At 70.0% G+C, this 22,279-nt stretch carries 20 protein-coding genes and 1 pseudogene; 9 read left to right on the plus strand and 12 right to left on the minus strand.

What is annotated here, in order from left to right:
• Window positions 1-780, minus strand: a pseudogene (locus tag KUM44_RS22450) (peptidoglycan-binding protein); the annotation flags it as partial.
• A gap of 160 nt (window positions 781-940) precedes the next feature.
• Here KUM44_RS22450 and KUM44_RS22455 point away from each other — a divergent pair.
• Complete coding sequence (locus KUM44_RS22455; RefSeq protein WP_217210343.1) at window positions 941-2,998, plus strand: MFS transporter; 2,058 nt, start codon at window positions 941-943, stop codon at window positions 2,996-2,998.
• A 305-nt stretch (window positions 2,999-3,303) separates the two neighbouring features.
• Here the strand turns inward: KUM44_RS22455 and KUM44_RS22460 are convergent, their stop codons facing one another.
• Together KUM44_RS22460 and KUM44_RS22465 are read right to left on the minus strand one after the other, a co-directional pair.
• Complete coding sequence (locus KUM44_RS22460) at window positions 3,304-3,795, minus strand: GNAT family N-acetyltransferase (protein WP_217210344.1); 492 nt, start codon at window positions 3,793-3,795, stop codon at window positions 3,304-3,306.
• 86 nt (window positions 3,796-3,881) lie between these two features.
• A complete protein-coding gene (locus KUM44_RS22465) occupies window positions 3,882-4,544 on the minus strand; it encodes a dihydrofolate reductase family protein (RefSeq protein WP_217210347.1) in 663 nt (220 codons plus the stop codon).
• A gap of 129 nt (window positions 4,545-4,673) precedes the next feature.
• On the opposite strand from KUM44_RS22465, the gene KUM44_RS22470 reads away from it, so the two are divergent.
• Both KUM44_RS22470 and KUM44_RS22475 read left to right on the plus strand, forming a co-directional pair.
• Window positions 4,674-5,327, plus strand: a complete 654-nt coding sequence (locus tag KUM44_RS22470; protein ID WP_217210349.1) for a hypothetical protein — start codon at window positions 4,674-4,676, stop codon at window positions 5,325-5,327.
• Between the two features lie 5 nt (window positions 5,328-5,332).
• Window positions 5,333-5,635, plus strand: coding sequence for a hypothetical protein (locus KUM44_RS22475; protein WP_217210351.1), 303 nt, complete (start codon window positions 5,333-5,335; stop codon window positions 5,633-5,635).
• Between the two features lie 18 nt (window positions 5,636-5,653).
• Here the strand turns inward: KUM44_RS22475 and KUM44_RS22480 are convergent, their stop codons facing one another.
• Window positions 5,654-6,064, minus strand: coding sequence for a DUF1992 domain-containing protein (locus KUM44_RS22480; RefSeq protein WP_217210353.1), 411 nt, complete (start codon window positions 6,062-6,064; stop codon window positions 5,654-5,656).
• Between the two features lie 98 nt (window positions 6,065-6,162).
• Between KUM44_RS22480 and KUM44_RS22485 the strand changes: the two genes are divergently transcribed.
• Window positions 6,163-6,555 carry a hypothetical protein gene (locus KUM44_RS22485; RefSeq protein WP_217210355.1) on the plus strand — a complete coding sequence of 131 codons (393 nt, stop codon included), beginning with the start codon at window positions 6,163-6,165 and terminating at the stop codon, window positions 6,553-6,555.
• A gap of 19 nt (window positions 6,556-6,574) precedes the next feature.
• On the opposite strand, the gene KUM44_RS22490 is transcribed toward KUM44_RS22485, so the two are convergent.
• The gene (locus KUM44_RS22490; protein WP_217210357.1) at window positions 6,575-7,246 is read right to left on the minus strand and encodes an O-methyltransferase; all 672 of its coding nucleotides are present in this window, start codon (window positions 7,244-7,246) and stop codon (window positions 6,575-6,577) included.
• 383 nt (window positions 7,247-7,629) lie between these two features.
• Here KUM44_RS22490 and KUM44_RS22495 point away from each other — a divergent pair, with 383 nt between their 5' ends.
• On the plus strand, window positions 7,630-9,693 hold the full coding sequence (locus KUM44_RS22495) for a phosphatase PAP2 family protein (RefSeq protein WP_217210359.1): 2,064 nt from the start codon (window positions 7,630-7,632) through the stop codon (window positions 9,691-9,693).
• Here KUM44_RS22495 and KUM44_RS22500 read toward each other — a convergent pair.
• The 4 genes from KUM44_RS22500 to KUM44_RS22515 form a co-directional block, all read right to left on the minus strand.
• A complete protein-coding gene (locus KUM44_RS22500; RefSeq protein WP_374202064.1) occupies window positions 9,647-11,287 on the minus strand; it encodes a hypothetical protein in 1,641 nt (546 codons plus the stop codon). The genes KUM44_RS22495 and KUM44_RS22500 overlap by 47 nt on opposite strands.
• A 32-nt stretch (window positions 11,288-11,319) precedes the next feature.
• Window positions 11,320-15,525 carry a caspase family protein gene (locus KUM44_RS46825; protein ID WP_217210362.1) on the minus strand — a complete coding sequence of 1,402 codons (4,206 nt, stop codon included), beginning with the start codon at window positions 15,523-15,525 and terminating at the stop codon, window positions 11,320-11,322.
• On the minus strand, window positions 15,522-16,388 hold the full coding sequence (locus KUM44_RS22510; RefSeq protein ID WP_217210363.1) for a hypothetical protein: 867 nt from the start codon (window positions 16,386-16,388) through the stop codon (window positions 15,522-15,524). The genes KUM44_RS46825 and KUM44_RS22510 overlap by 4 nt, the downstream gene beginning before the upstream one ends.
• A gap of 334 nt (window positions 16,389-16,722) precedes the next feature.
• Entirely contained in the window at window positions 16,723-17,148 is a 426-nt protein-coding gene (locus tag KUM44_RS22515; protein WP_217210364.1) for an ATP-binding protein, read from the minus strand.
• Between the two features lie 91 nt (window positions 17,149-17,239).
• Here KUM44_RS22515 and KUM44_RS22520 point away from each other — a divergent pair, with 91 nt between their 5' ends.
• From KUM44_RS22520 to KUM44_RS22530, 3 genes are read left to right on the plus strand one after another with little or no spacing between them, the layout of a single operon-like run.
• Entirely contained in the window at window positions 17,240-18,088 is an 849-nt protein-coding gene (locus KUM44_RS22520; RefSeq protein WP_217210365.1) for a helix-turn-helix transcriptional regulator, read from the plus strand.
• Window positions 18,048-18,323 carry a DUF397 domain-containing protein gene (locus tag KUM44_RS22525; RefSeq protein ID WP_217210366.1) on the plus strand — a complete coding sequence of 92 codons (276 nt, stop codon included), beginning with the start codon at window positions 18,048-18,050 and terminating at the stop codon, window positions 18,321-18,323. Before KUM44_RS22520 ends, KUM44_RS22525 begins: the two co-directional genes overlap by 41 nt.
• Window positions 18,324-18,358: 35 nt before the next feature.
• Window positions 18,359-18,628 carry a DUF397 domain-containing protein gene (locus KUM44_RS22530; protein ID WP_217210367.1) on the plus strand — a complete coding sequence of 90 codons (270 nt, stop codon included), beginning with the start codon at window positions 18,359-18,361 and terminating at the stop codon, window positions 18,626-18,628.
• Here the strand turns inward: KUM44_RS22530 and KUM44_RS22535 are convergent.
• Both KUM44_RS22535 and KUM44_RS22540 read right to left on the minus strand, forming a co-directional pair.
• Window positions 18,625-18,987 (minus strand): hypothetical protein, encoded by a 363-nt coding sequence (locus tag KUM44_RS22535; protein ID WP_217210368.1) that lies wholly within the window; start codon window positions 18,985-18,987, stop codon window positions 18,625-18,627. The genes KUM44_RS22530 and KUM44_RS22535 overlap by 4 nt on opposite strands.
• A 10-nt stretch (window positions 18,988-18,997) precedes the next feature.
• Window positions 18,998-20,167 (minus strand): steroid 3-ketoacyl-CoA thiolase, encoded by a 1,170-nt coding sequence (locus KUM44_RS22540; protein ID WP_217210369.1) that lies wholly within the window; start codon window positions 20,165-20,167, stop codon window positions 18,998-19,000.
• A gap of 230 nt (window positions 20,168-20,397) precedes the next feature.
• Here KUM44_RS22540 and KUM44_RS22545 point away from each other — a divergent pair, with 230 nt between their 5' ends.
• Entirely contained in the window at window positions 20,398-21,633 is a 1,236-nt protein-coding gene (locus tag KUM44_RS22545) for a cytochrome P450 (RefSeq protein WP_217210372.1), read from the plus strand.
• Between the two features lie 156 nt (window positions 21,634-21,789).
• Here KUM44_RS22545 and KUM44_RS22550 read toward each other — a convergent pair whose 3' ends face one another.
• Window positions 21,790-22,206 carry a transglycosylase SLT domain-containing protein gene (locus KUM44_RS22550; protein WP_217210396.1) on the minus strand — a complete coding sequence of 139 codons (417 nt, stop codon included), beginning with the start codon at window positions 22,204-22,206 and terminating at the stop codon, window positions 21,790-21,792.
• Between the last annotated feature and the right edge of the window lie 73 nt (window positions 22,207-22,279).

The raw sequence follows: 22,279 nt of genomic DNA on the forward strand, positions 1-22,279 counted from the left end.
GTCTCGGGCCGCGGCGGACTCCTCCTGGGCGCCGGCGGCCTCCGTGGGTAAGGGGGCGGCGGTCGTCGGCTGCGTGGAGGGGGAGGGGGTGGGGGACGCGCTGGACCGTGACGGGGAGGGGGGCAAAGACGCGGTCGCGGTCGCGGTCGGGGTCGGGGAGGGAGAGTGCGGTGTCGGCTGCGTACGCGGCGGAGCCTGCGGCTGCGATGCCTCGCTGGTGGACGGGGCCGGAACACTGGCCCGTACGCCGTCCGGCAGTGCCCTGTCCCGGGACGGCCTCTCGTAGGTGAACACGCCGCTCGCCAGTCCCGCGGCCGCGATCACGGCCACGACCGCGCCGCCCGCGCCGAGGAGGACCGTGCGGGTACGGCGGTGACGGGGCGCCGCTGTGTCCGGTGCGTCGGCTACGACGATGTGAGGGTCGGCCGGGCCGGACTCGAACAGGCTGAGGTCCCGTCTGCTGGGCGGGACGGCCGGCGCCGGCGGTATCGGCCGTAGCGGCATCGTTTCGTCGGGGCGGGGTGCGGCGGCAGCGTCGTCGCCGTCGGCCTCCGGCTCCAGCTCCACGTATGGGCGTATCCGAAGCGGATCGAAGTCCTCCGCCGCTGCCGCCTCCGCGGTGCGGGCGTCGCGCAGAGCCTCGGACACGCGTGGGCCGCAGCCGCAGGACGGCGTGTTGTCGGCGGCTCTCGGCGTACCGCACTCCGGGCAGGGGTGACCGTGCCGGCCTATCGGGCCCTCCTGGTCTTCCGGACCCTTCGTGTCCGTCCGCTCTGTCACGCGTTCGTCCCTCCCCCTCGCGAACTCCCCACACTATGCAGACGTTCCTCACGTGGTCTCCGGAAGCCCCCGGAAGGGCTGATTCCAAAGGGACTCGACAGGCCATAACCGGCTATAGCGATCACGATGGGGGGTGTAACGAGACCCTCGGGAGGTCTTCATGGCCGGGGACGCGCACGGTATGCCGGGAAATGTGCGTGGCGCGCAGCCCCCGGGGCGGGGAGCCGACACGCACGAGAACGTGCCCGGCAACGTCCTCGTCTCCATCGGCGCGCTGCTGCTCGGCATGCTGCTCGCCGCGCTCGACCAGACCATCGTGTCGACCGCCCTGCCCACCATCGTCAGCGATCTCGGCGGCCTGGAGCATCTGTCCTGGGTCGTGACCGCGTATCTGCTGGCCTCCACGGCCGCTACTCCGCTGTGGGGCAAGCTCGGTGACCAGTACGGGCGCAAGCGGCTCTTCCAGATCGCGATCGTGATCTTCCTCGTCGGGTCCGCACTGTGCGGAATGTCGCAGAACATGGCTCAGCTCATCGCCTTCCGGGCCGTGCAGGGGCTGGGCGGCGGCGGGCTGATGGTGCTGTCCATGGCGATCGTGGGGGACATCGTCTCGCCACGGGAGCGCGGGCGGTACCAGGGGTTGTTCGGGGGTGTGTTCGGGGCGACGAGTGTGCTCGGCCCGTTGCTGGGCGGAGTGTTCACGGAGCATCTGAGCTGGCGGTGGGTGTTCTACGTCAATCTGCCCGTGGGGGTTGTCGCGCTGGTGGTGATCGCGGGTGCGCTGCGGATTCCTCGGAAGTCGACCCGGCACGTCATCGACTATCTGGGGACGTTTCTGATCGCGTCCGTGGCCACGTGTCTGGTGCTGGTCGCTTCCCTCGGGGGGACCACGTGGGGGTGGGGGTCGGCGCAGATCGTCGGGCTCGCGGTGCTGGGGCTGGTGCTTGCCTGCGCGTTCGTCGCAGCTGAGCGGCGGGCCGCCGAGCCGGTGCTTCCGTTGAAGCTGTTCCGGGTACGGACCTTTGCCCTGTCGGCCGTCATCAGCTTCATCGTCGGGTTCGCCATGTTCGGCGCGATGACCTATCTGCCGACGTTCCTCCAGGTCGTGCAGGGTGTCAGTCCGACCATGTCCGGTGTGCACATGCTGCCGATGGTCGCCGGCATGCTGCTGGCGTCGACCGCGTCCGGGCAGATCGTCAGCCGTACCGGGCGGTGGAAGGTGTTTCCGGTCGCCGGGACCGGGGTCACCACGCTGGGGCTGTTGTTGCTGCACCAGCTCGCGGTGGACAGCTCCACCTGGGAGATGAGCTGCTTCTTCTTCGTGTTCGGGCTGGGGCTCGGGCTCGTCATGCAGGTGCTCGTGCTGATCGTGCAGAACGCCGTCTCGTACGAGGATCTCGGCGTCGCCACGTCCGGGGCGACCTTCTTCCGGTCCATCGGGGCGTCGTTCGGCGTCGCCATCTTCGGCACGATCTTCGCGGGCCGGCTCGACGACAAGCTCGTGGAGGCGTTTCGGGGGGTGCGGCTGCCGAGTGGGGTCTCGTTGGAGGGGCTGGAGGCCGATCCGCGCGACATCGCCCGGTTGCCGGAGGCGTTGCGGCCCGCCGCGCTGGAGGCGTACGCGTCCTCGATCACCGATGTCTTCCTGTACGCCGCGCCTGTGGCGTTGGTCGGGTTCGTGCTGGCCTGGTTCCTGCGGGAGGACCGGTTGCGGGGGTCGGTGACCGCGCCCGATGTCACCGAGACGCTCGCCAGTAATCCCGTGGAGCGGTCGTCGTACGACGAGGTGTGCCGGGCGTTGTCGGTGCTCGGGACGCGGGAGGGGCGGCGGGAGGTGTACCGGGAGATCACCGAGCGGGCCGGGTACGACCTGTTGCCCGCGGCCAGTTGGCTGTTGCTGCGGATCAAGAAGTACGGGTGGGTGGAGCCGGCGGTGCTCGCCGAGCGGAGTTCTGTGCCGTTGCCGGTGATTCTCGGTGCCGCTCGGCAGGTGGAGGAGCGGCGGTTGGCCGTGCGGGAGGGGCTGGACCTGGTGCTGACCGAGGGTGGGCGGGAGGTTGCCGCGCGGTTGGCTCGGGTCCGGGAGGAGTCGTTGGCGGAGTTGTTGGGGGACTGGTGGGGGCCGGGGCGGTCCACTGATCTGGTGCAGCTGGTGAAGGAGATCAATGAGGAGTTGTGCGGGTCGGACCGGGAACAGCCGGGGGCCTCCGGCGGTTGAGCGGGGGTGCCTGCGGCGGCCCGTTGCGGTGGGTGGGGGCTGGTCGCGCCCACGCGGCGGAGCCGCAAATCGATACAGCCCGCGCCCCTGAGATGCCTGCGGCGGCCCGTCTCGGTGAGTGGGGGTTCGTGTAGCGCGGGTTCGGTGGGTTGGTGGGGGTGGGGCCGCGCCGGGGGGTGTCCGTCCTCGGTCGGGCGGCTCGGTTCCTTGAGAAGGGCTCGGCGTCGACGCCCGCCGCTGCGGGCGGACACCCCCCGACACGGCCCCTTCGCGCCGTACGCGGCTGACGGTTCGTCCCCTCGTCGTCAGTACAAGGGCTTGGTGAACCAGTGCTCCGCGTAGACGTCGTTGTTGTGCGGGGGTGTTTCGGAGTAGCCGAGGCGGGCGTAAAGGGCTCGGGCCTCCCTCAGGTCGCTGCGGGTGTCCAGGATCATGCGGGTGGCGCCCAGGGAGCGGGCGGTGTTCTCGGCGGCCTGGACGAGCAGGGGGGCGCCGCCCTTGCCGCGCATCGGCTCGTGGATGAACACCCGGGTCAGTTCGGCGGTTTGTGGGTTCAGAAGGCGTACGCCGGCTGTGCCGGCCGGCTCGTTGTTGTGCCGGGCCACCAGCAACTGGCCCTTGGGGAGCAGGAGTTCGCTCCCGGTGTGGGCGGCGATCTCGCGTTCCAGTTCGGCCGGGTCCGTACGGCGCCCCTCGTGCAGAAGGTAGTAGCGGTCGCTGACCTCCGTGTAGTACGCCCGCCAGAGCGCGGTGGCGGTGGGGGAGTCAGGGGGTTCCGGGGCGACGGTCCAGGTCATGGGGTCATTGTGATGACGGGGGGCGGTGGCACCGCAAGCCGATATGTGTGGCCTCTCGGGCAGGCAGGGCTCTGTTGAAGCGGCGGCTATCCGCGTTCCCCGGCCGAGGTCGCCCGGGTGAACGTCAAGTGGGTGACTCCGCTGGGCGAGGAGATGGCCTCGATGTCGTAGGCCTGCTCCAGGCCCTCCAGTCCGTCCCAGAGGCGTTCGCCTCGGCCGAGCAGGATCGGGGTCACCACGATGTGCATGTGGTCGACGAGCTCGGCGGCGAGGAAGTCGCGGAGCAGGGTGACACCGCCGCCGATGCGTACGTCCTGGTCGCCCGCCGCCTCGCGGGCCGCCTCGAGTGCCTCGGCGGGCGACGCGTCGAGGAAGTGGAACGTCGTGCCGCCCTCCATCTCGATCGACGGGCGAGGGTGATGGGTGAGGACGAAGGTCGGCGTGTGGAAGGGCGGGTTGGGGCCCCACCACCCCTTCCACTCCGGGTCCTCGTGCCAGCCGGGCGGGCCGAACTTCCCGGCGCCCATGATCTCGGCGCCGATCCCCGGACCGTGCTGCCGTGCGAAGGCGTCGTCGACGCCGCCGGTTCCGCCGGGACGGCCGGTCATGCTGTGCCAGAAGCCGGTGGCGAACATCCACCCGTGCAGCCTTTCACCGGCGTGACCGAACGGTGTCTCCCGGCTCTGACCCTCACCGGTGCCGAAGCCGTCGAGCGAGATGGAGAAGTTGTGGACGCGGACGAGTGACATGGCCCTTCCTTTCCTTGTGCGGTCAACGCCTTTCACCATGACGTCGATCGGGGCGGCGCCGAATCGACACGCCGGGGGTGGCCGATTCGACGGCCGTTTGAGGCGCTTCCCGCGGGCAACCCGGCATACATGTCCACAGGTGTGATCATTCTGGTCGTGGTAGTGGCGGTCGTCGCGGTGATCGGCGCGGCCGTCCTTGCTCCGCGTGCTCGGGGTACGCGGAGCGGTCGGGGTCTGAAGCGGCGCTTCGGGCCCGAATACGAGCGGGCCGTGGCCCGGCACGACGGGGACGTCAAGGCCGCCGAGCGGGAGCTCGCCCAGCGGGTGGAGCGGCACGGCGGGCTTCGCGAGCGGGCGTTGGAGCCGGAGGAGGCCGAGCGGTTCGAGGCTCGGTGGACGGCGGCCCAGGAACACTTCGTCGACTCGCCGAAGGACGCCGTCGATGAGGCCGACCGGTTGCTCGCGGATCTGGCGCAGGCGCGCGGGTTCCCGGACGGCGCGCAGTACGAGGAGCAGCTCTCCGCTCTGTCCGTGCACCATGCGCACCACGTACACGGGTACCGGCATGTGCACCGGGTCGCCCACGCGCGGGTGAGCGAGGGGCCCGAAGGCGGGAAGCCGGGTACGGAGGAGATGCGGGAGGCCATGGTCGAGGCCCGGGGGCTGTTCGAGGATCTGACCGGGCCGGTCGGGCGTCGGCCCCGTGAGTCCGGGAGGGGCTCCGACGGTCATCGCGCCCATCTGCCGTGGGCCCTCAGCGGGCGTCATGTGAAGGGGAGTTGAGTGGCATGACGGATGTGACGAGGACCGGGCGCGAGGTCACCGCGCTCATGCCGCATGACGAGTCCGACAAGTTCGAGCTCAGGCTCCAGCACGCCGTCGCCGGGTTCGTCGACGGTCCCCGGGCCGCCGTCGAGGAGGCCGACCAGCTGGTCGAGGATCTCGTCGGGCGGGTCAGCGACGCCATGGCGCAGCGGCGTCGCACGCTGCGTACGTCCTGGCAGGCGGCCGACGAGCAGGCCGACACCGAGCAACTGCGGCTCGCGCTGCGTGACTACCGGGAGCTGGCGGAACGGCTGCTACGCCTCTGACACTCCTGGCACAGGTGACTAACCCTCTGTCCGGCGCCTCTCCTGCCACTCCCGTACCACCTGTTCCACGTCGTACGGCTTGCGGCCCAGGGGAGGGCCGGGCGGCGGCTTGAGGAGCATGTCACGGATCTTGGCGTTGACGTCTGTGATGATCTTTCGGACGGCTGATTCGGACCTGGCCGCGTAGGCCGCCGTCAGGGCGTCCTCCGCCTCCTTGCGCAGGGCGAGCGCCGGGGGCAGGACCGACAGGCCCTCGCGGGCCATCTTGCGTTTGACCCACCACAGTTCGTCGTACGGGGATTCCAGATCGTTCGGCAGGGGTTTGCCGGCTCCGGGCAGTTTGTCGAAGTCGCCGCGCTGCTGCGCATCTTGGATCTGCTTGTCGATCCAGGAATCGAACGGGACGCCGGGGGGCTTTCGCTCGGTCATGAGTTCATTGTGCCGGACGCGGCGGTGCCGGTCGATTTATCATGCGGCGTCGGTGGCCAAAAAGGCTGCCCCTCAAGGATGTTTCAGGAGGAGCGCACGTGCTCGAACTCACCATGGCCGCCGTGTCCGCGGCGGACGAGGGTGCCACGGCCGGCATGCTCATGGCCGACGCGCCCAGCGAGCCGGGTGCCGTGCTGCGGGTGGGCCGGGACAGGACGGTGTGCCGGCTCTCGACGCCGGACGACTGGCTGTTCGTGTCCCGGGTCCACCTGGAGTTCCTGTGCGGGCCGGACGGGGCGTGGCAGGTGACCTGGCTGCGCGGCTCGCAGCCCGACCCGTCCTCCGAGGTGCGGCTGACCGTCGGCGAGTACGCCCAGCCGATCGGCTACGGCGGGACCGTGCCGTTGCCCCGGGGCGGCAGCGGCGAGATCGTCGTCCAGGACCGCACCGCGCCGCGCAGCGTCAACGTCGGCTTCTATCACGAGGCTTGAACGTGCCGGGGCGGGCGGCTCACGCCAGGACGCGGGCCAGGGCGAAGCCGTCGTAGCCCTTGGCGCCCACCGTCTGGATCGCCGTACCGCTCAACCTCGGGTGGCTGCCGATCAGTTCGAGCGCGGCGCGGGTGCCCCGGACGTCCGGGGCCCTGTCGTCGGGGTCGGCGACCCGGCCGCCGCGCACCACGTTGTCCACGATGATCAGGCTGCCCGTGCTCGTGAGCCGGAGCGCCCAGTCGACGTAGTGCGGGTTGTTGGCCTTGTCGGCGTCGATGAAGACCAGGTCGAACGGGGCCGGGTTCTCGTCGGCCAGCTTGGGCAGCGACTCCAGGGCCGGGCCGACCCGCACCTCGACGATCTTGTCCAGGCCCGCCCGCGCGATGTTGCGGGTGGCGACCTCGGCGTTCTTGGAGTCGTACTCCAGCGAGATCAGGCGGCCGTCGGCGGGCAGGGCGCGGCCCAGCCAGATGGTGCTGTAACCGCCGAGGGTGCCGATCTCCAGGATGTTGCGGGCGCCCTGGATCTGGGCGAGGAGCTGGAGGAGCTTGCCCTGCGACGGGGTGACGTTGATGTGCGGGAGTCCGGCCGCGTCGCTGTCGCGCAGAGCCGCCTGGAGGGGGTCGTCCTCGGGGGAGAGGTGGGCGGAGAAGTACTCGTCGACTTCGTCCCAGAGCTGCGACTCGCTCATCGCCTTGCCTTTCGTATGGCTAGTTAGATGTGCTAACTACCCGTGTTCCGCGGCACTGATTCCCAGGATGGTGGATTCACGCGGTCCGCGCAGGCGGCCGACGGTTCGATGGCGGGTGCGGGTTGTGGTGGGTTGCTCGCGCAGTTCCCCGCGCCCCTGGGTTGGCGCCACATGCGACCTGCACCCGCCATCGAACCGCCACCCCCGAGCTATTGGGCGGAGCCCCGAGCGGGGCCCCAGGGGAGGCGGGGGAATCGGCGCACGACTATCGTCAACCGGGCAAAAGGAGAGCAGACGTCAGGTGAAGCGGGGGTTGCCTGCGTCTCTCCCGGGGCGGTGCAAGCGTGGGACCTGAGACGACCGGGGCGGGAGGCCGACGGGGCGTGGCGAATGCTGAGCGCGGTGGGCGAGCGGCGGAGGCGCTGGGAGGAGCTACCGCCGTCGGGGCGGTCCAGGCACGCGTCCGGGTGGCACGGCTCGGGCTGTGGCTGATCGCCGCGATTCTCGCCGTACGGCAGGTGGCCGTCGTCCTCAGCACGCCGCGCGGGGAACGGCTGACGGATCTGGAGACCTGGGTCGGGCCCGAAGGCGTCCTGCATGTGAAGGGTTCGCTGTACGAGTCGACACAGTTCACCGGTACGCCGTTCGGCGGACTCGTCCTGAAACCGCTCACCCGCGCCGCCGAGCAGGCCCTCGGCTGGGGCTGGACCTTCGGCACGCTGCTGCTGGTCGTCGCCCTCGGCCTGGTCGCCGCCCGCGCCCTGCCGCAGCCGGTGAGCCGCCGTACCTCGCTGCTCGCGGCCCCCGTCGCCGTCAGCCTGCTCATGCTGTCGCTGCCGGTGCGCAACGCCCTCTACCTCGGCCAGACCAGCATCATGCCGGTGCTGCTCGTCCTCCTCGGCTGCTTCGCGGTACGGGGCGAACGCGCCAGCGGCGTCCTCATCGGCCTCGCGGCCGCGCTTCAGCCGACCCTGCTGCTGTTCACCCCGCTGCTGTGGTTCACCGGCCGCCGCCCGGCCGCGCTGTCCACCGGCGCCACGTTCGCCGCGTGCACGGCGGCCGCCTGGGTGGCGATGCCCCGTGACTCGTACACCTACTGGGTGCACCACATGGCCGGCGTCGGCCTCGGCGGACGCGCCGACGACCTCGGCAACCAGTCCCTGCACGGCGCCCTGCTGCGGCTCGGGCTGACCGGGCCCCTGGAGATCGCGCTCTTCCTGCTCCTCGGAGCCGCCGTCGCCGTCCTCGCGCTGCGCCGCGCCGTGCGCTACGCCCACGACGGACAGCTCCTCCTCGCCGTCGCGATCACCGGCTGCGCCGCGATAGTCATGTCCCCGACCGCCTGGCAGCACCAGCTGCTGTGGGTGCTGCTCGCGGTCGTCGGGCAGGTCGGCAAGCGGGCGGGCGACCGGTACGTGTGGCCGGTCGCCGTCGTCCTCGTGATGACGCTGCCCGCCAAGATGATGGTGCCGGACAAGGTGATCCTCCACCCGCTGCGCGCCGACCTGGTCCTCCTGGCCGCGCTCGCCACGGCCGCCGTCGTCCCGTTCCTGTCGCGTACGTCGCCGTACTGGCAGACGCCGATCCCGACCCGGTACGCCGACCCGGTTCCCTCTCGCTTCCGGCACATCCCGCTGGTGGGAGCCCTGCGCCGGGTGATCACCCGCCCGAACCTGCTCTTCGAGCTCCTGCTGATCCGGGTCACCTACTACGTGTACGCCCAGATCCGCCTCGCCGCGGCCGGCGACTCCCACTCGGCCGGCCGGGTCACCGCCGAGGAGCACGGCCGGGAGATCCACTCCGTCGAACGCGCCCTGCACCTCGATATCGAGCACTGGGCCAACCACGCCGTCGTGAAGGTCGACTGGCTCCGGAACTTCTTCGACTTCTACTACGAGTCGTTCCACTTCGGCGTGCCGCTCACGATCCTCGCCGTCCTGTACTGGCGCCGCCCCGTCGAGTACCGCTGGGCCCGTACCGCGATCGGCTTCGCGACGGTGTTCGCCCTGATCGGCTTCTGGCTCTACCCGCTCGCCCCGCCCCGCCTGATGCCCGGCCTCGGCTTCATCGACACGGTCCACGGCCCCCAGGACTTCACCCGGCCCGACTACGGCACGCTGACCGAACTCACCAACCAGTACGCCGCGATGCCGTCCCTGCACTTCGGCTGGTCCCTCTGGTGCGGCCTCGTCATCCTCGTCCTCGCCCCCAAGTGGTGGATGAAGGCCCTCGGCCTCCTCCACCCCCTCTTCACCGCCATCGCGATCGTCGTCACCGGCAACCACTGGGTCCTGGACGCGGCCGGCGGAGCGGTGGTCGTGGGCGCGGGCTTCGGGGTGACGTACCTGTTCCAGGGGCCGCGCGCCCGGACGGTGACGGCACAGGCGGAGAAGGACCAGGTCAGCAGTGGCTCCCCGACCCCGCTGAAGGACGGTACTCCGAGCTGATCCGGTAGTCGCCGGGGGCGGAGACCGAGAGGCGGGTGAACTCGCCCCGCGGCGCGAGGCAGCCGCCGCCGTCCACGCGCAGCCACGGCGAATGGGCGATCCGTACGGTGGTCGTGCCCGCCCGGGGGAGGCGTACGACGAGGTCGGCGCTGGACGTCGACACGACCGTCGCGGGGGCGGAGACCAGCGGTACCGCGTCCCGCACCCGGTACACGCGCCAGTGCGCGTCCTGCCATACCGGCTCCAGCCACTCGGGCCGGTCCTCGCGTATCAGGCGGGCCTCGACCTTGGCGTAGCCGTCGGGCCTGCCGAGGGGGAGGACGACGTAGCCGACGGCCCAGCGGTCAAGCCAGGCCCGGTAGGTGGTGGCCGAGAAGGAGCCGTCGTAGAAGAGGCGGGCCCGCTCCATGTCGAGCTGGCGGTTCCAGCCGCGGGCCATGTTGACGTACGGGGCGAGGCCGCTGGCCTCGCGGTGGTTGCGGGCCGGGACGACCTCGACGCGGGTGCGGTCGGCGCCGAGGCGGTCGAGGGCGCGGACCACTCCGTGGGTCTCGGTGGCCCAGGCGGGCACCTTCGTGGAGACGTAGAGGTCGTCGCCGGTCTTCTTGCCGACCCAGGCGACGGAGAAGACGAGCGCGGTGATCAGCAGGTTCCGTCGGAGCTTCGCGAGGCGGGGCTGGGCGACCAGGACGGCCAGGAGAGCCGCGGGGGCGAAGAGCTCGGCGAAGCGCTCCACGTTCGTGCCGATGGGGGAGGGAATGAGGTACGTCAGGACGGCCCCCGCCGCGTACACGGCACCGCTCCACCGGGCGACCCGCCACGACCGCGGGGCGAGGAATGTCACGGCCAGGCCCAGGAAGAAGGGCGGCCATATGCGGTCCGCGAACATCAGCTGCTCGCCCTTGAAGGGGAAGAGGAGGGTCGTCGCGCCGACGGTGACCGCGGGCGGGAGAAGCAGGGTGAGAGCGCGGCGGTAGTCCCGGGTCAGGAGGAAGGCGGCACCCACGACCACCAGGAACAGGCCGGCCACCGGGCTCGCCATCGTCGCGAGGGCGGCGTAGGCGCCGGCCAGGACGATCCGTCGCTCCCGGGAGAGCAGCAGACACGCGGCGAGTCCGAAGGCCACGCCGAGGGCGAAGGTGGTGCGGCCGGAGGCCACGTTGCACCACAGGGCGAAGGACGCGAGCAGGGCCGGGCCCAGGGGTCTTCGGAGCCCCTCGACCCGGGTGATCAGGACGGCCGCGAGCCAGGTCGCCGCCAGCCCCGAGACGACGGTGACCGCCCGGACGCCCAGCGAGGCCATCAGGTACGGGGATATCAGGCTGTAGTTGGCGGTGTGGGTGCCGCCGTACCAGAAGAGGTTGTAGGCCGAGCCGCCGTGCCGCGTCGCGAAGTCGGTCCACGCGTACTGGGCGGCCAGGTCGCCGCCTCCGGTGGCGAGGAACGCCCACCAGAGGGCGTAGAAGGGGACGGTGGGGAGTGTGGCCAGGAGCGGGATGCGGTGGCGGGTCCACACCCTGCGCAGCAGCTGGTTCCGGGCAGGGGGCGCCGCCTGCGAGGCTGGGGCGTGGGTGAGTTGCTCGGCTTGGGCCACGTGATCGAAGACGTGGAATGGGGGAGAAGCGTTCATCGGCGGGTGAAGACGGCCACGTCGCTTCCGAAGGTGCAGGCCAGGGTGTCGGATCCGGGGAGGAGCAGGGCTTTGGAGGCTCCGGAGACATGGATGACGTCGAGAGCGGTGCGGTCAGTGAGGTCCCATATGCGGATCGTGTTGTCATAGGAGCTGGTGACCGCGACCGGGTGGCCGTCGACCAGGGTGCACGTCACCCAGAACGTCGGCTTGCTGTGGCCGGTCATCGGCTCGCCGAGCGGCTGACCTGTTCTGAGGTCCCAGACCCGTAGGGCGTGGTCCATTCCACAGGTCACCAACAGGGGGTGATCGGCTGTCCCGCCGCACGCCAGGGACCTCGCGTGGTGCTGGAACTCGGCGACGGGCCGTTGGGTTGCCAGATCCCAGATCCGCGTACCCTCGCTGTCCGAGGTGATGGCGAGCGGGCGACCGTCCAGGACGGTGCATGTGCGTTTTGTGTGCAGCTCCCGGTCACCTCGAAGAGGCGGGTAGAGGGCCTTACCCGTTTCGAGGTCCCACACGCAGGTTGTGCCGTCCAACGACCAGCCAAGGGCGACAAGGCGACCCTCGACGACCGCGCACGTCACACCAGTCACGTCGGTGGTGGAGCCTTCGAGCGGTGGGCCTACGGGCTGCCAGGTCTCCAGGTCTCGGGCTTGCAGCCTGCCGTCCAGGGAGCCGGTGACGACGACCTGGCGACCTCGCAGCACGGTACATGCCGTGGCAGCCCACGACCTTTGCGCGGGGCCCTTCAAGGGTTCGCCGACGGGTAGGCCCGTGCTCACGTCCCATCTGCGCACCGTGTGGTCGGCGGCGCTGGTGACAAAGACCGGTCGACCCTTGAGGACCCCGAGATCTGCGGCGCAGATCAAGTCGGTGTGACCGATCACGGGTCGGCCGAGGGCCTTGCGGGTGGTCAGGTCCCAGATCCGAACCGTGTCCCACGCGCTGCTCACCACGATCGGCTGTCCGGCCAACGACGTGCAGGTCAGCGACCCCATTGCCATGGTGTGGCCAGTGAGGAGCGCGATCTCCCGACACGTCGTGAGGTCCACGACCCTCATCGTGTAGTCGGAGCCGACGACGGCGACCGGACGGCCGTCCAGCCTTGTGCACGCCACCGCCTCAAGCCAGTTGTCAGGACCTTCGAAGGTTCCCAGAAGCCGCCATGTCTCCAGATCCCACAAGTGCACCTGCTCTGTGACTCCGCAGAAGACGACGACGGGGTGCCCGTCCAGTTCCGTGCACGCCATCTTGCTCGCCCAGAAAGGGCTGTCCGACGGCAGCCGCATCAGCTCTCGACGAGTCGCCAGGTCCCACATGGACAGGTCGGGGCCTGTGACGACGACCGGGCGGTCACGCACCGTGGCCACTGCCAGTGGGCACACACGATCACCCACGTCCATGGGCTCGCCCATCGGCCGTCCGGTGGTGAGGTCCCAGATCCGCACGGTGGTGTCGGTGGCGTCTGATCCGGTGACGGCGATCGGCCGGCCGTCCAGTGCCGTGCAGACCACTGCCGCCACGCTGCCGGTGTGGCCGGTCATGGGTGTGCCGATGGGGCGTCCGGTGGTGAGGTCCCAGATTCGCACGGTCTTGTCATCTGATCCGGTGACGGCGATCGGCCGGCCGTTCAGTGCCGTGCAGGCCACTGACCTCACGCTGCCGGTGTGGCCGGTCATGGGGGAGCCGATGGGCCGTCCGGTGGTCAGGTCCCAGATCCGCACCGTCGTGTCCGTCGAAGCGGTGACGGCGATCGTGCGGCCTTCCACCTCCGCGCACGCCACGTCCAACACGGCTCCGTCGTGGCCCGTGAGAACGTTGCGCAGATTGCCGTCCACATGGGAGCCGGACGCGGCGACGGGTTTCCAGGCCGACTCCGGGGACCGGCTGTTGAACGCTTCCAGTAGAGAGGGCTCGTTGTAGCGGGCGGCGTCCAGGGCGAGGACCTGGCGGCGCGCGCCCGCGTCGAGGTGCCAGTGCACTTCGAGGGACGCACGGTAGATCGCGGCGTGGAGCCGGGCGGTGTCACTCTCGACTTCCAACAAGAGGGGCACAAGGGAGTCGGTGTCGGCGTGGACGAGGTACTCGGGTTCCGCCACCAGACCGTCGAGCAGGCCCGCCCGGGACGCGTGGACGGCGATGTGGCGGAGGGCATAGGGGTGGGCGCGCGCCCAGTCGCGGCCGCCGTCGAGCCCAGGGGGCACCGCACGCCGCAGAGCATCGGTGAACGCCCGATGCGCCTCCCCCAAGTCCCGCCCCTGCCGCAGATACTCCGCCATCGCCTCGTGATACAGCCGGTACACCGACCGCCCGTCCTCGACGGCCTCCACCACATACGCCCCCGCGTCCCGCCGCAGCTGACGCAGGTCCTCGTTGGTGTACCGCCGCCCCGACAGCTCCGAGGCGAGTGGCGCCCAGATGTCCTCCCAGGGCAGGCCCTGGCCCTCGGCGTAGGCCAGCGGTCGCAACAGGTCGAGGATCTGGTCGGCGCCCTCGCCGAAGCGCTGGTGCAGGTCGCGGTGCATGGCGTCGGCCGCGGCGCTCGGGAGTGAGCGGCGCCAGACGGTGTTCCGGGGATCGGGCAGTACGGGTGTCGCGGCCAGTGTGCCGGCGGTGATGCGGGCGACGAGGAAGGAGTGGCCCGCCGCCGCGGCGACCGCCCGGGCCACCCCGAGACGTAGATCGTTCTCGCATTCCAGGTACGGCGACTCAGGGTGCGCGTCGACCAGGTTGCGGACCGCGTAGGCCAGCACCGCCTGCGGATCGGCGTACCGGGGCGAGTCCAGGTCGACCTGGTCGCCCCGCTCCAGTCCCAGCGGGGCCAGGAGGTGCGGCCGGGTGCCCAGCAGCAGCCTCAGACGGTCTCCCGCCAGTTCCATCAGCGGTCGCAGCACCTGGCCGCACAGGGCGCTCGGCGTCGCCGCCTCGTCCAGGCCGTCGATCAGTACCACGCGAGGACGGTCCGGTTCCGGCCCCGCGTTGAGGTGGTTCAACAGGTCCGCCACCGCCTCCACCGGCGGCAGCCGCAACGCCGCCGCCAGCGCCCGCACCACCTGCTGGTCGGTGAGGTTCTGGGCGTACACCGCCGTACGGATCGCCCTCGACGGCGGCAGCAGCTCCGCGCTCAGCCCCAGGCTCGACAACGGCACCGTCCGCCGGTACTCCGGATCACTCACCGCGGCCAACAGCCCCAGCACCGCCGTCTTGCCGGAGCCGGGGTCGCCCGTCACCACCAACGCGGGCCGCTCGTACGGTAGTTCAGTGAGCCAGGCCGTGATGTCCCGCAACGCCCGGTGCCGCCCGGAGAACCACCATCCCACCCGCTCCTCGTCCCGGTGCCCCATCGCCCGCCGCAGCAACCGGGTCCGGAACTCCACGTCCCGTCGGCTGTCCTGCTCCTCCCACTCCGCCGCCTGTTGCAGGGCCATGTCGGTGTGCGAGAGCCGGTTGCTGTGCTTGGCGTTGGGGAGAAAGGGCGGGATCTCGCCGGTGAGGCCGATGATCTCCCAGCCGATGTGCTGGAAGTCGGGGCGCTTGGGGTTGTTGCGGGTGGCCTCGACGACCGCGCCCAGGGAGAGCAGAGGGGGCGTGTAACCGGCCGTGGCGAGGCTGTTCACCGCCTCCGCCAGCAGCTCGGGGAAGGCACCCGTCTGTGCCAGCTCGTTCGGCTGCGCGGACGTGATGACAGCGAGGCCCGCGTCCTTCTCCCGCCAGCTGTTCTTCAACTTGGCCATGGCGGCGAGCAGTTCATTGCCGCCCTGACCCGAGAAACAGGTGTCCAGCATCAGCAGCAGGCGCCGCACCTTCGTCCCGGCGAGGATCTTCCGGGCCAGGGTGCTCGGCGGCAGCGCGTCGTGCAGGTCGTCGGGGTTGGTGTCCGAGGCGAGGAGTACGTACTCGTCGTTGTCGAGCAGTTCGCCGTGCCCGGCGATGTAGACCGCCACGATGTCGTCCGCCCGCCGCTCCGGTGAGCGACAGAACTCCCGTAGTTCCCGCAGCAGTTGCTGCTGGGTCGGGTTCGCGCCCAGGTCGGAGACGTGCTTGTAGCCGAGCTTGGTCGTGAACAGCTCCACCAGCGTGCGGCGCGCCTCGACCAGCCCCGGTCGGTCCCACTCCGGCGCGTGCGGGTAGTGGCTGACCGCGGTGGCGATGAGGAAGCGGCGCGGCCCGCCGTCCCCGGCAGCCGTACCGTCGCTCATACCAGCCCCTCCGCTACCGCCCGGCCCGTCTCCTTCGCGGTCAGGTACAGCGTGGCGTCGTGGGCGTGCGAGCCGTTGTGGACGACCTTCCCCGTCACCCCTTGCCCCGTCACCCCTTGCCCCGTCACTCCCGCACCGAAGAACAGGGACAGGTCCTTCACCGCCGCCACCACATCACCCTCGTCGGCGATGTTCGTCCATGCCGTCGTGCCCGGCCAGCCGCCCGGTTCAGGGCGCAGCCGGTCGTACACCATCCGCATCCCCAGCGGCGACCCCAGCGTCACCAGCGCCCGCACCTGGTGGCCGGGCCGCGCGCACAGCGCCTCGTACGCCACGACCGAGCCCAGTGAGTGGGCGACGACGACCCGGGTGTCCGGCCCGATCGCCTCCTCCACCCGGCGCCGCGCCGCGGCCCGCAAGCCGTCGTCCGTCAGATAGCGACGCACCTGCTTCAGGTCGAACACCAGGGCCCGCAAGGAGATGTCGGCGAAGAAGCGGGAGTGCTGAAGCACCCGCAACGCCGTCTGCACCGCCCTCGGTGAACGCGCCAGCGTGTCCGTCGTACCGGGCGGGGGCACCCCGGGGTCGGTGCGGGCGCACTGGGCCCACCACTCCAGCAGGAGCTCGGCCTCGAAGCCGGCCTCGACGTCGTCCGGCATGAACACCGGGTCCCCGACGCCGAGGGTGTGGCCCGGAGGGCGGAACAGGTCGCCGTAGAAGGCCATCCGCATCCCGTCCGGGCCCGGTCGTGGGCCGCCCGCCCGCTCCAGGCCGTCCGCGAGCGCCGGCTCCCAGTCCTTCAGCAGCGTGTTGCCGCCCAGCCGCTGCTTGCCCACCCCGTGCACACCGACGATTCGCGCCATCGCCTCGTCTGCCCCGTTCCCCGAACCGCGTAAGTCTCCTCACTCTAGACAGGAGGAGCGGGCGCCGGGGCGGGCAACAACCAAGCCGTACGCACGCGTTGGAGCGTGCCCCGGGCCAGGGTGTCGGCCGTGCCGATCTCGCGCCGGGCTCTGGCCAGAGCGGAGAAGGAGCCCGGGTGCCGGCGATCGGAGGCCTCGATGAACCGCTCTTCGTGGCGCCCATCCGGGCGCGGTCGTCGGTCGCTCCGGCCTGCTGGTGGATGAGATCGCCGAGGTCGTCGACTGCGCATCCTGGGTCCGCTCCAGAACGGCGTCACGCTCAGCGTCGTCACTCTCAGGTACTTCCGCACCAGCACTCGAACCACACCGCCTTGCCACCCCCTGCCAAGGGATCCACGCCCCACTTGTCGGACACCGCGTCCAGCAGCAGGAGCCCCCGGCCGCCCTCGTCCTGCGGCGCCGACTGCCGGTGAATCACCGGGAGTTGACCGCACCCGTCCGTCACCTCGACCCGAACCCCGCCCGTCTGCCGCAGGATCAGCACCTCACACCGACGGTCCGGAACATGCCGTACGACATTGGCGACCAGCTCGGTCACGCCCAGCTCCACGGCGTCGGTCATCTCGCGCATGCTCCACTCGCCGAGCAGCGAGCGCGCGATGGCGCGGATGTGCCGGGCCGAGTGTTCGCCGACGGTGAGGCGCAGTCGGTACTGGTGGCGGAAGGGGGCAAGGTAGGTGGGGGGAAAGTATCCGTTCACGGTACGAGCGTGACCTCGCGCGACTACTTTGGGCTACGGAACGGATACAACGGGTCCCGAAGTGGGCCGAGTTGCGTGAGAGGGGTTCTGCGTGACCCACATCAACACCCTTGACCCGGGCGCCTCGCCCCTGGACTACTTCGGCTTCGAGCTGCGCCGTTACCGCGAGGCCGCGGACCTGACGCAGAAGCAGCTCGGGGACATCGTGTACTGCACCGGCTCCCTGGTCGGCCAGATCGAGACGGCCCGCAAGCTGCCGACGTTGCCGTTCAGTGAGCGGGTGGACATCGCGCTAGGGACGGGCGGGGCGTTGTCGCGGCTGCATGAGCTGGTGATGCGTAGTCAACTTCCGGCCTGGTTTCAGCAGGTGGCGGAGTTGCAAGCGCGGGCGGTGGAGATCTGCTCGTTCGAGACGCACATGGTGCATGGCCTCCTCCAGACCAGGGCCTACGCGAGTGCCGTGCTCGGCGTCCTCGATCAGACTGACCTCGACGACCGCATCGCTGTACGGCTCGCCCGTCAGCGCATCTTCGGGGGAGAGGAACCCCCGGTGTTCTGGGCGATCCTCAGCGAGGCCGCGCTGTGCCAGGAGATCGGCGGCCGGGAGACCATGCGGGACCAACTCGCCCACCTGTTGTCCTTCGAGGGCAATCCCCGAATCAACATCCAGGTGCTGCCGTTCTCGGCTGGGGCGCACGCAGGGCTACAAGGCTCGTTCGACGTCTACCGCTTTGCGAGCGATCCGACCATCGTTTACACGGAGGGTTACAGCAGCGGGCATCCGACCGCCAACCCAGACACCGTCAAGGACTGCTCGCTCCGTTACGATCATCTGCAAGCCGCCGCACTCTCCATCAAGGACTCGGCGGAGTTGATCCGGCGCCTAATGGAGGAGCGTTATGGAGAGCACCGAGATTCTGACGGGGATCCAGTGGCGTAAGTCCAGCTACAGCGGCGACCAGGGTGGCAATTGCATCGAATGCGCGACCATGGGGCCCCTGACCTGGAGCAAGTCCTCGCACAGCGGCGAGAACGGTTCATGTGTAGAGGTCGCCGAAACCCCCCACACCACCATCGCCATCCGCGACTCCAAGAACCCGGCGGGACCGATCCTCACCCTCGACCCCGCCGCGTTCACCACCTTCGTCGACTGGGCGTCCGCAACTGCTGCATGACCGTCCCGTTGGCCAACCTGCAATGGAGGAGCGTTATGGCGAGCAACGCGATCCCGATGGGGATCCAGTGGCGTAAGTCCAGCTACAGCGGGGACGAGGGCGGCAACTGCATCGAATGCGCACCGCTCGGGGCCCTGGCCTGGCGCAAGTCCTCGCACAGCGGCGAGAACGGTTCATGTGTAGAGGTCGCCGAAACCCCACACACCACCATCGCCATCCGCGACTCCAAGAACCCGGCGGGACCGATCCTCACCCTCGACCCCGCCGCGTTCTCAACCTTCGTCAACTGGACCGCGGACAATTAGAGCGCGGCCCACGGAACCCGGCAGACGTGGGGCGCGGTCCCTTCCGGGCACAACGACCTGATCACCGTCTTCCGGACCGCCCGCCACGTCCGCAGGGAACAGGCCAACCGCACGCGCAGTTCGACCGCTTCCCGGGCGCCGCTGCTCTGACCGGGGTTCTCCCATCCCCACTGTTCCGCGAGATGGTCGTACGCATCAGCGGTCGTCATCCCGCTCCCGGGAAAGGTGCGGGCGACCGTCTCGTCGACAATCCGGGCCCGGCGTGCGCCCACGGCCTCGTCCACGAGTCCCTTGACCCATGCGAGCCCTTGCTCGTCCGCGTACAAACCGAACCTCAGGGTGCGCGTGCGCGTCCTCATGGGCACGAGGCTACAGGCGCTGGATGATCGTGCCGGTGGCCAGCCCACCCCCCGCACACATCGTCACCAGCGCGAACTCCTTGTCCGCCCGCTCCAGTTCGTGAAGCGCGGTCGTGATCAGCCGAGCCCCGGTGGCTCCGACCGGGTGGCCGAGCGCGATCCCGCCACCGTTCACATTGACCTTCTCCAGGTCCTGCTCAAACACCTGCGCCCAGCTCAACACCACCGACGCGAAAGCCTCGTTGATCTCCACGAGGTCGATGTCCTTCAACGACATCCCGGCCTTCCCCAGCACCGCATTCGTCGCGTCGATCGGTCCGTCGAGGTGGAAGTGCGGGTCGGCCCCCACCAGCGCCTGGGCCACGATGCGCGCCCTGGGCCTCAGCTTCAGCGCACGTGCCATCCGTTTCGACGCCCACATGATGGCCGCCGCGCCGTCGCTGATCTGGGACGAGTTGCCCGCCGTGTGAACGGCCGTCGGCATGACCGGCTTGAGCCCGGCCAGCGCCTCCATGGACGTGTCGCGCAGGCCCTCGTCCTTGTCGACGAGCCGCCACATGCCCTGCCCGGCGCGCTGCTCGTCCTCCGTCGTCGGGACCTGGACGGCGAACGTCTCCCGCTTGAACCGCTCCTCCGCCCAGGCGGCGGCGGCCCGTTCCTGAGAGAGCAGCCCGAGTGAGTCGACGTTCTCCCGGGTCAGGCCCCGATGCCGGGCGATCCGTTCCGCCGCCTCGAACTGATTGGGCAGGTCTACGTTCCACTCGTCCGGGAACGGCTTCCCGGGCCCGTGCTTGGATCCCGACCCCAGCGGCACCCGGGACATCGCCTCGACGCCGCAGCTGATCCCGACGTCGATGACGCCCGCCGCGATCATGTTGGCCGTCATGTGCGAGGCCTGCTGCGAGGAGCCGCACTGGCAGTCGACCGTCGTCGCCGCGGTCTCATAGGGCAGGCCCATGGTCAGCCAGGCCGTGCGGGCGGGGTTCATGGACTGTTCGCCGGCGTGGGTCACCGTGCCGCCGACGATCTGCTCGACACAGTCGGCGGGGATGCCGGTGCGGCCCAGGAGTTCGCGGTAGGTCTCGCCCAGGAGATAGGCGGGGTGGAGGTTGGCGAGCGCGCCGCCGCGCTTGCCGATCGGGGTGCGTACGGCTTCGACGATCACGGGTTCGGCAGCCATGGGTGCGGATCCTCTCCGAGGGCTCTGCGGGGAACTCGGCGGACTTGGCGGACTTGGCGGACTTGGCGGAACTGGTACGCGTTCTAGTTCTTCCTTGCAGTGTGCTGACGAAGGTTCAGTGACGGCAAGGGGTGTGCGGAGAACTGGGATGTCCATGGCTATTGCCAGTTGTAGAACCCGTTACTACCGTCACGACGACCCCTTTGCTGATGGACCGTCAGGAGCTGCCCATGCCCTGTCCAGCGCTTCCCGACGGGTTCGACTTCACCGATCCCGATGTGCTGCACCACCGCGTGCCCCTCCCGGAGTTCGCCGAGCTGCGCCGCGCCGAACCGGTCCGCTGGATCCCGCAGTCGGGCAATGTGGCCGGGTTCCAGGACGAGGGCTACTGGGCGGTGACCCGGCACGCGGACGTCAAGTACGTCTCGACGCACCCGGAGTTGTTCTCGTCCTCGCTCAACACCGCGATCATCCGCTTCAACGAGCACATCGAGCGCGACGCGATCGACGCCCAGCGGCTCATCCTGCTGAACATGGACCCGCCCGAGCACACCCGGGTCCGCCAGATCGTCCAGCGCGTCTTCACACCGCGCGCCATCCGCGCCCTCGAGGAACGCCTGCGGACGCGCGCGCTGACGATCGCCGCCAACGCCCGTGACCGCTCCGGCCCCTTCGACTTCGTCACCGAGGTCGCCTGCGAACTGCCGCTCCAGGCCATCGCCGAGCTCATCGGCATCCCGCAGGACGACCGGGCGAAGATCTTCGACTGGTCCAACAAGATGATCGCGTACGACGACCCCGAGTACGCCATCACCGAGGAGGTCGGCCAGGAGTCGGCCACCGAACTCATCGCGTACGCGATGAACATGGCCGCCGACCGGCGGGAGTGCCCGGCGAAGGACATCGTCAGCACGCTGGTGGCCGCCGAGGGTGAGGGCAACCTGCGCTCGGACGAGTTCGGGTTCTTCGTGCTGATGCTGGCCGTGGCGGGCAACGAGACCACCCGTAACGCCATCACCCACGGCATGCACGCCTTCCTCACCCACCCCGAGCAGTGGGAGCTGTACAAGCGGGAGCGGCCGGCGACGGCCGCCGAGGAGATCGTCCGCTGGGCGACGCCGGTCGTGTCCTTCCAGCGGACGGCCACTCAGGACACGGAGTTGGGCGGAAAGCGCATAAAGAAGGGTGAGCGGGTAGGCGTCTTCTATGCCTCGGCCAATCACGACCCCGAGGTCTTCGAGAATCCGGACACCTTCGACATCACCCGCGACCCCAACCCCCACCTCGGCTTCGGCGGCGGCGGACCCCACTACTGCCTGGGCAAGTCCCTCGCGGTCCTGGAGATCGACCTCCTCTTCAACGCCGTGGCCGACGCCCTCCCCGGCCTACGGCTGGTCGGGGGCCCTCGCCGGCTGCGTTCCGCGTGGATCAACGGCGTGAAGGAACTACAGGTCAGCACCGGCTGACCCGCCCCGAGGGAGGCAGGAGCACCCCCTATCCCTACGCCCCGTTCCTGCCTCCCCCGAGACGTGGGCCTCGTATGCATGGCCGCGTACACATGCGAAGGCGGCGGCCCCGGGGATCGGGGGCCGCCGCCTTCAGTTCCGTCTGGCGGTGTCGGCTCAGTACCAGCCGTTCGACTGCCAGAAGTTCCAGGCGCCGCACGGGCTGCCGTAGCGGTCCTTCATGTAGTCCACGCCCCACTTGATCTGGGTGGCCGGGTTGGTCTTCCAGTCGGAGCCGGCCGAGGCCATCTTGTTGCCCGGCAGGGCCTGAACCAGGCCGTAGGCGCCGCTGGAGGCGTTGGTGGCGCTCACGTTCCAGTCGCTCTCGTGGTCCACGATCTTGGAGAAGCACTGGTACTGGGCCGAGTCCGAGATCATCTTCTGCGCGATCTGCTGCGCCGAGCCGCCCTCGGTCGTCGCGGCCTGCGAGGGCGCGGCGGCGAACAGGGTGCCGGCGGTGGCGGCCGCCAGGACGACACCGGTGAGGGTCTTCTTCGAGGCGGAGACGCTGCGGAAGGAGGAAACGACGGACACGGTCACGGGGAGCCTTTCTTCGGGGACATCGGGTCGCGGGCATGCCGGAACCACGCGATGCGATGCGAGGCGG

This window comes from Streptomyces sp. AC550_RSS872 (genome assembly GCF_019049285.1).
Classification (GTDB): Bacteria; Actinomycetota; Actinomycetes; order Streptomycetales; family Streptomycetaceae; genus Streptomyces.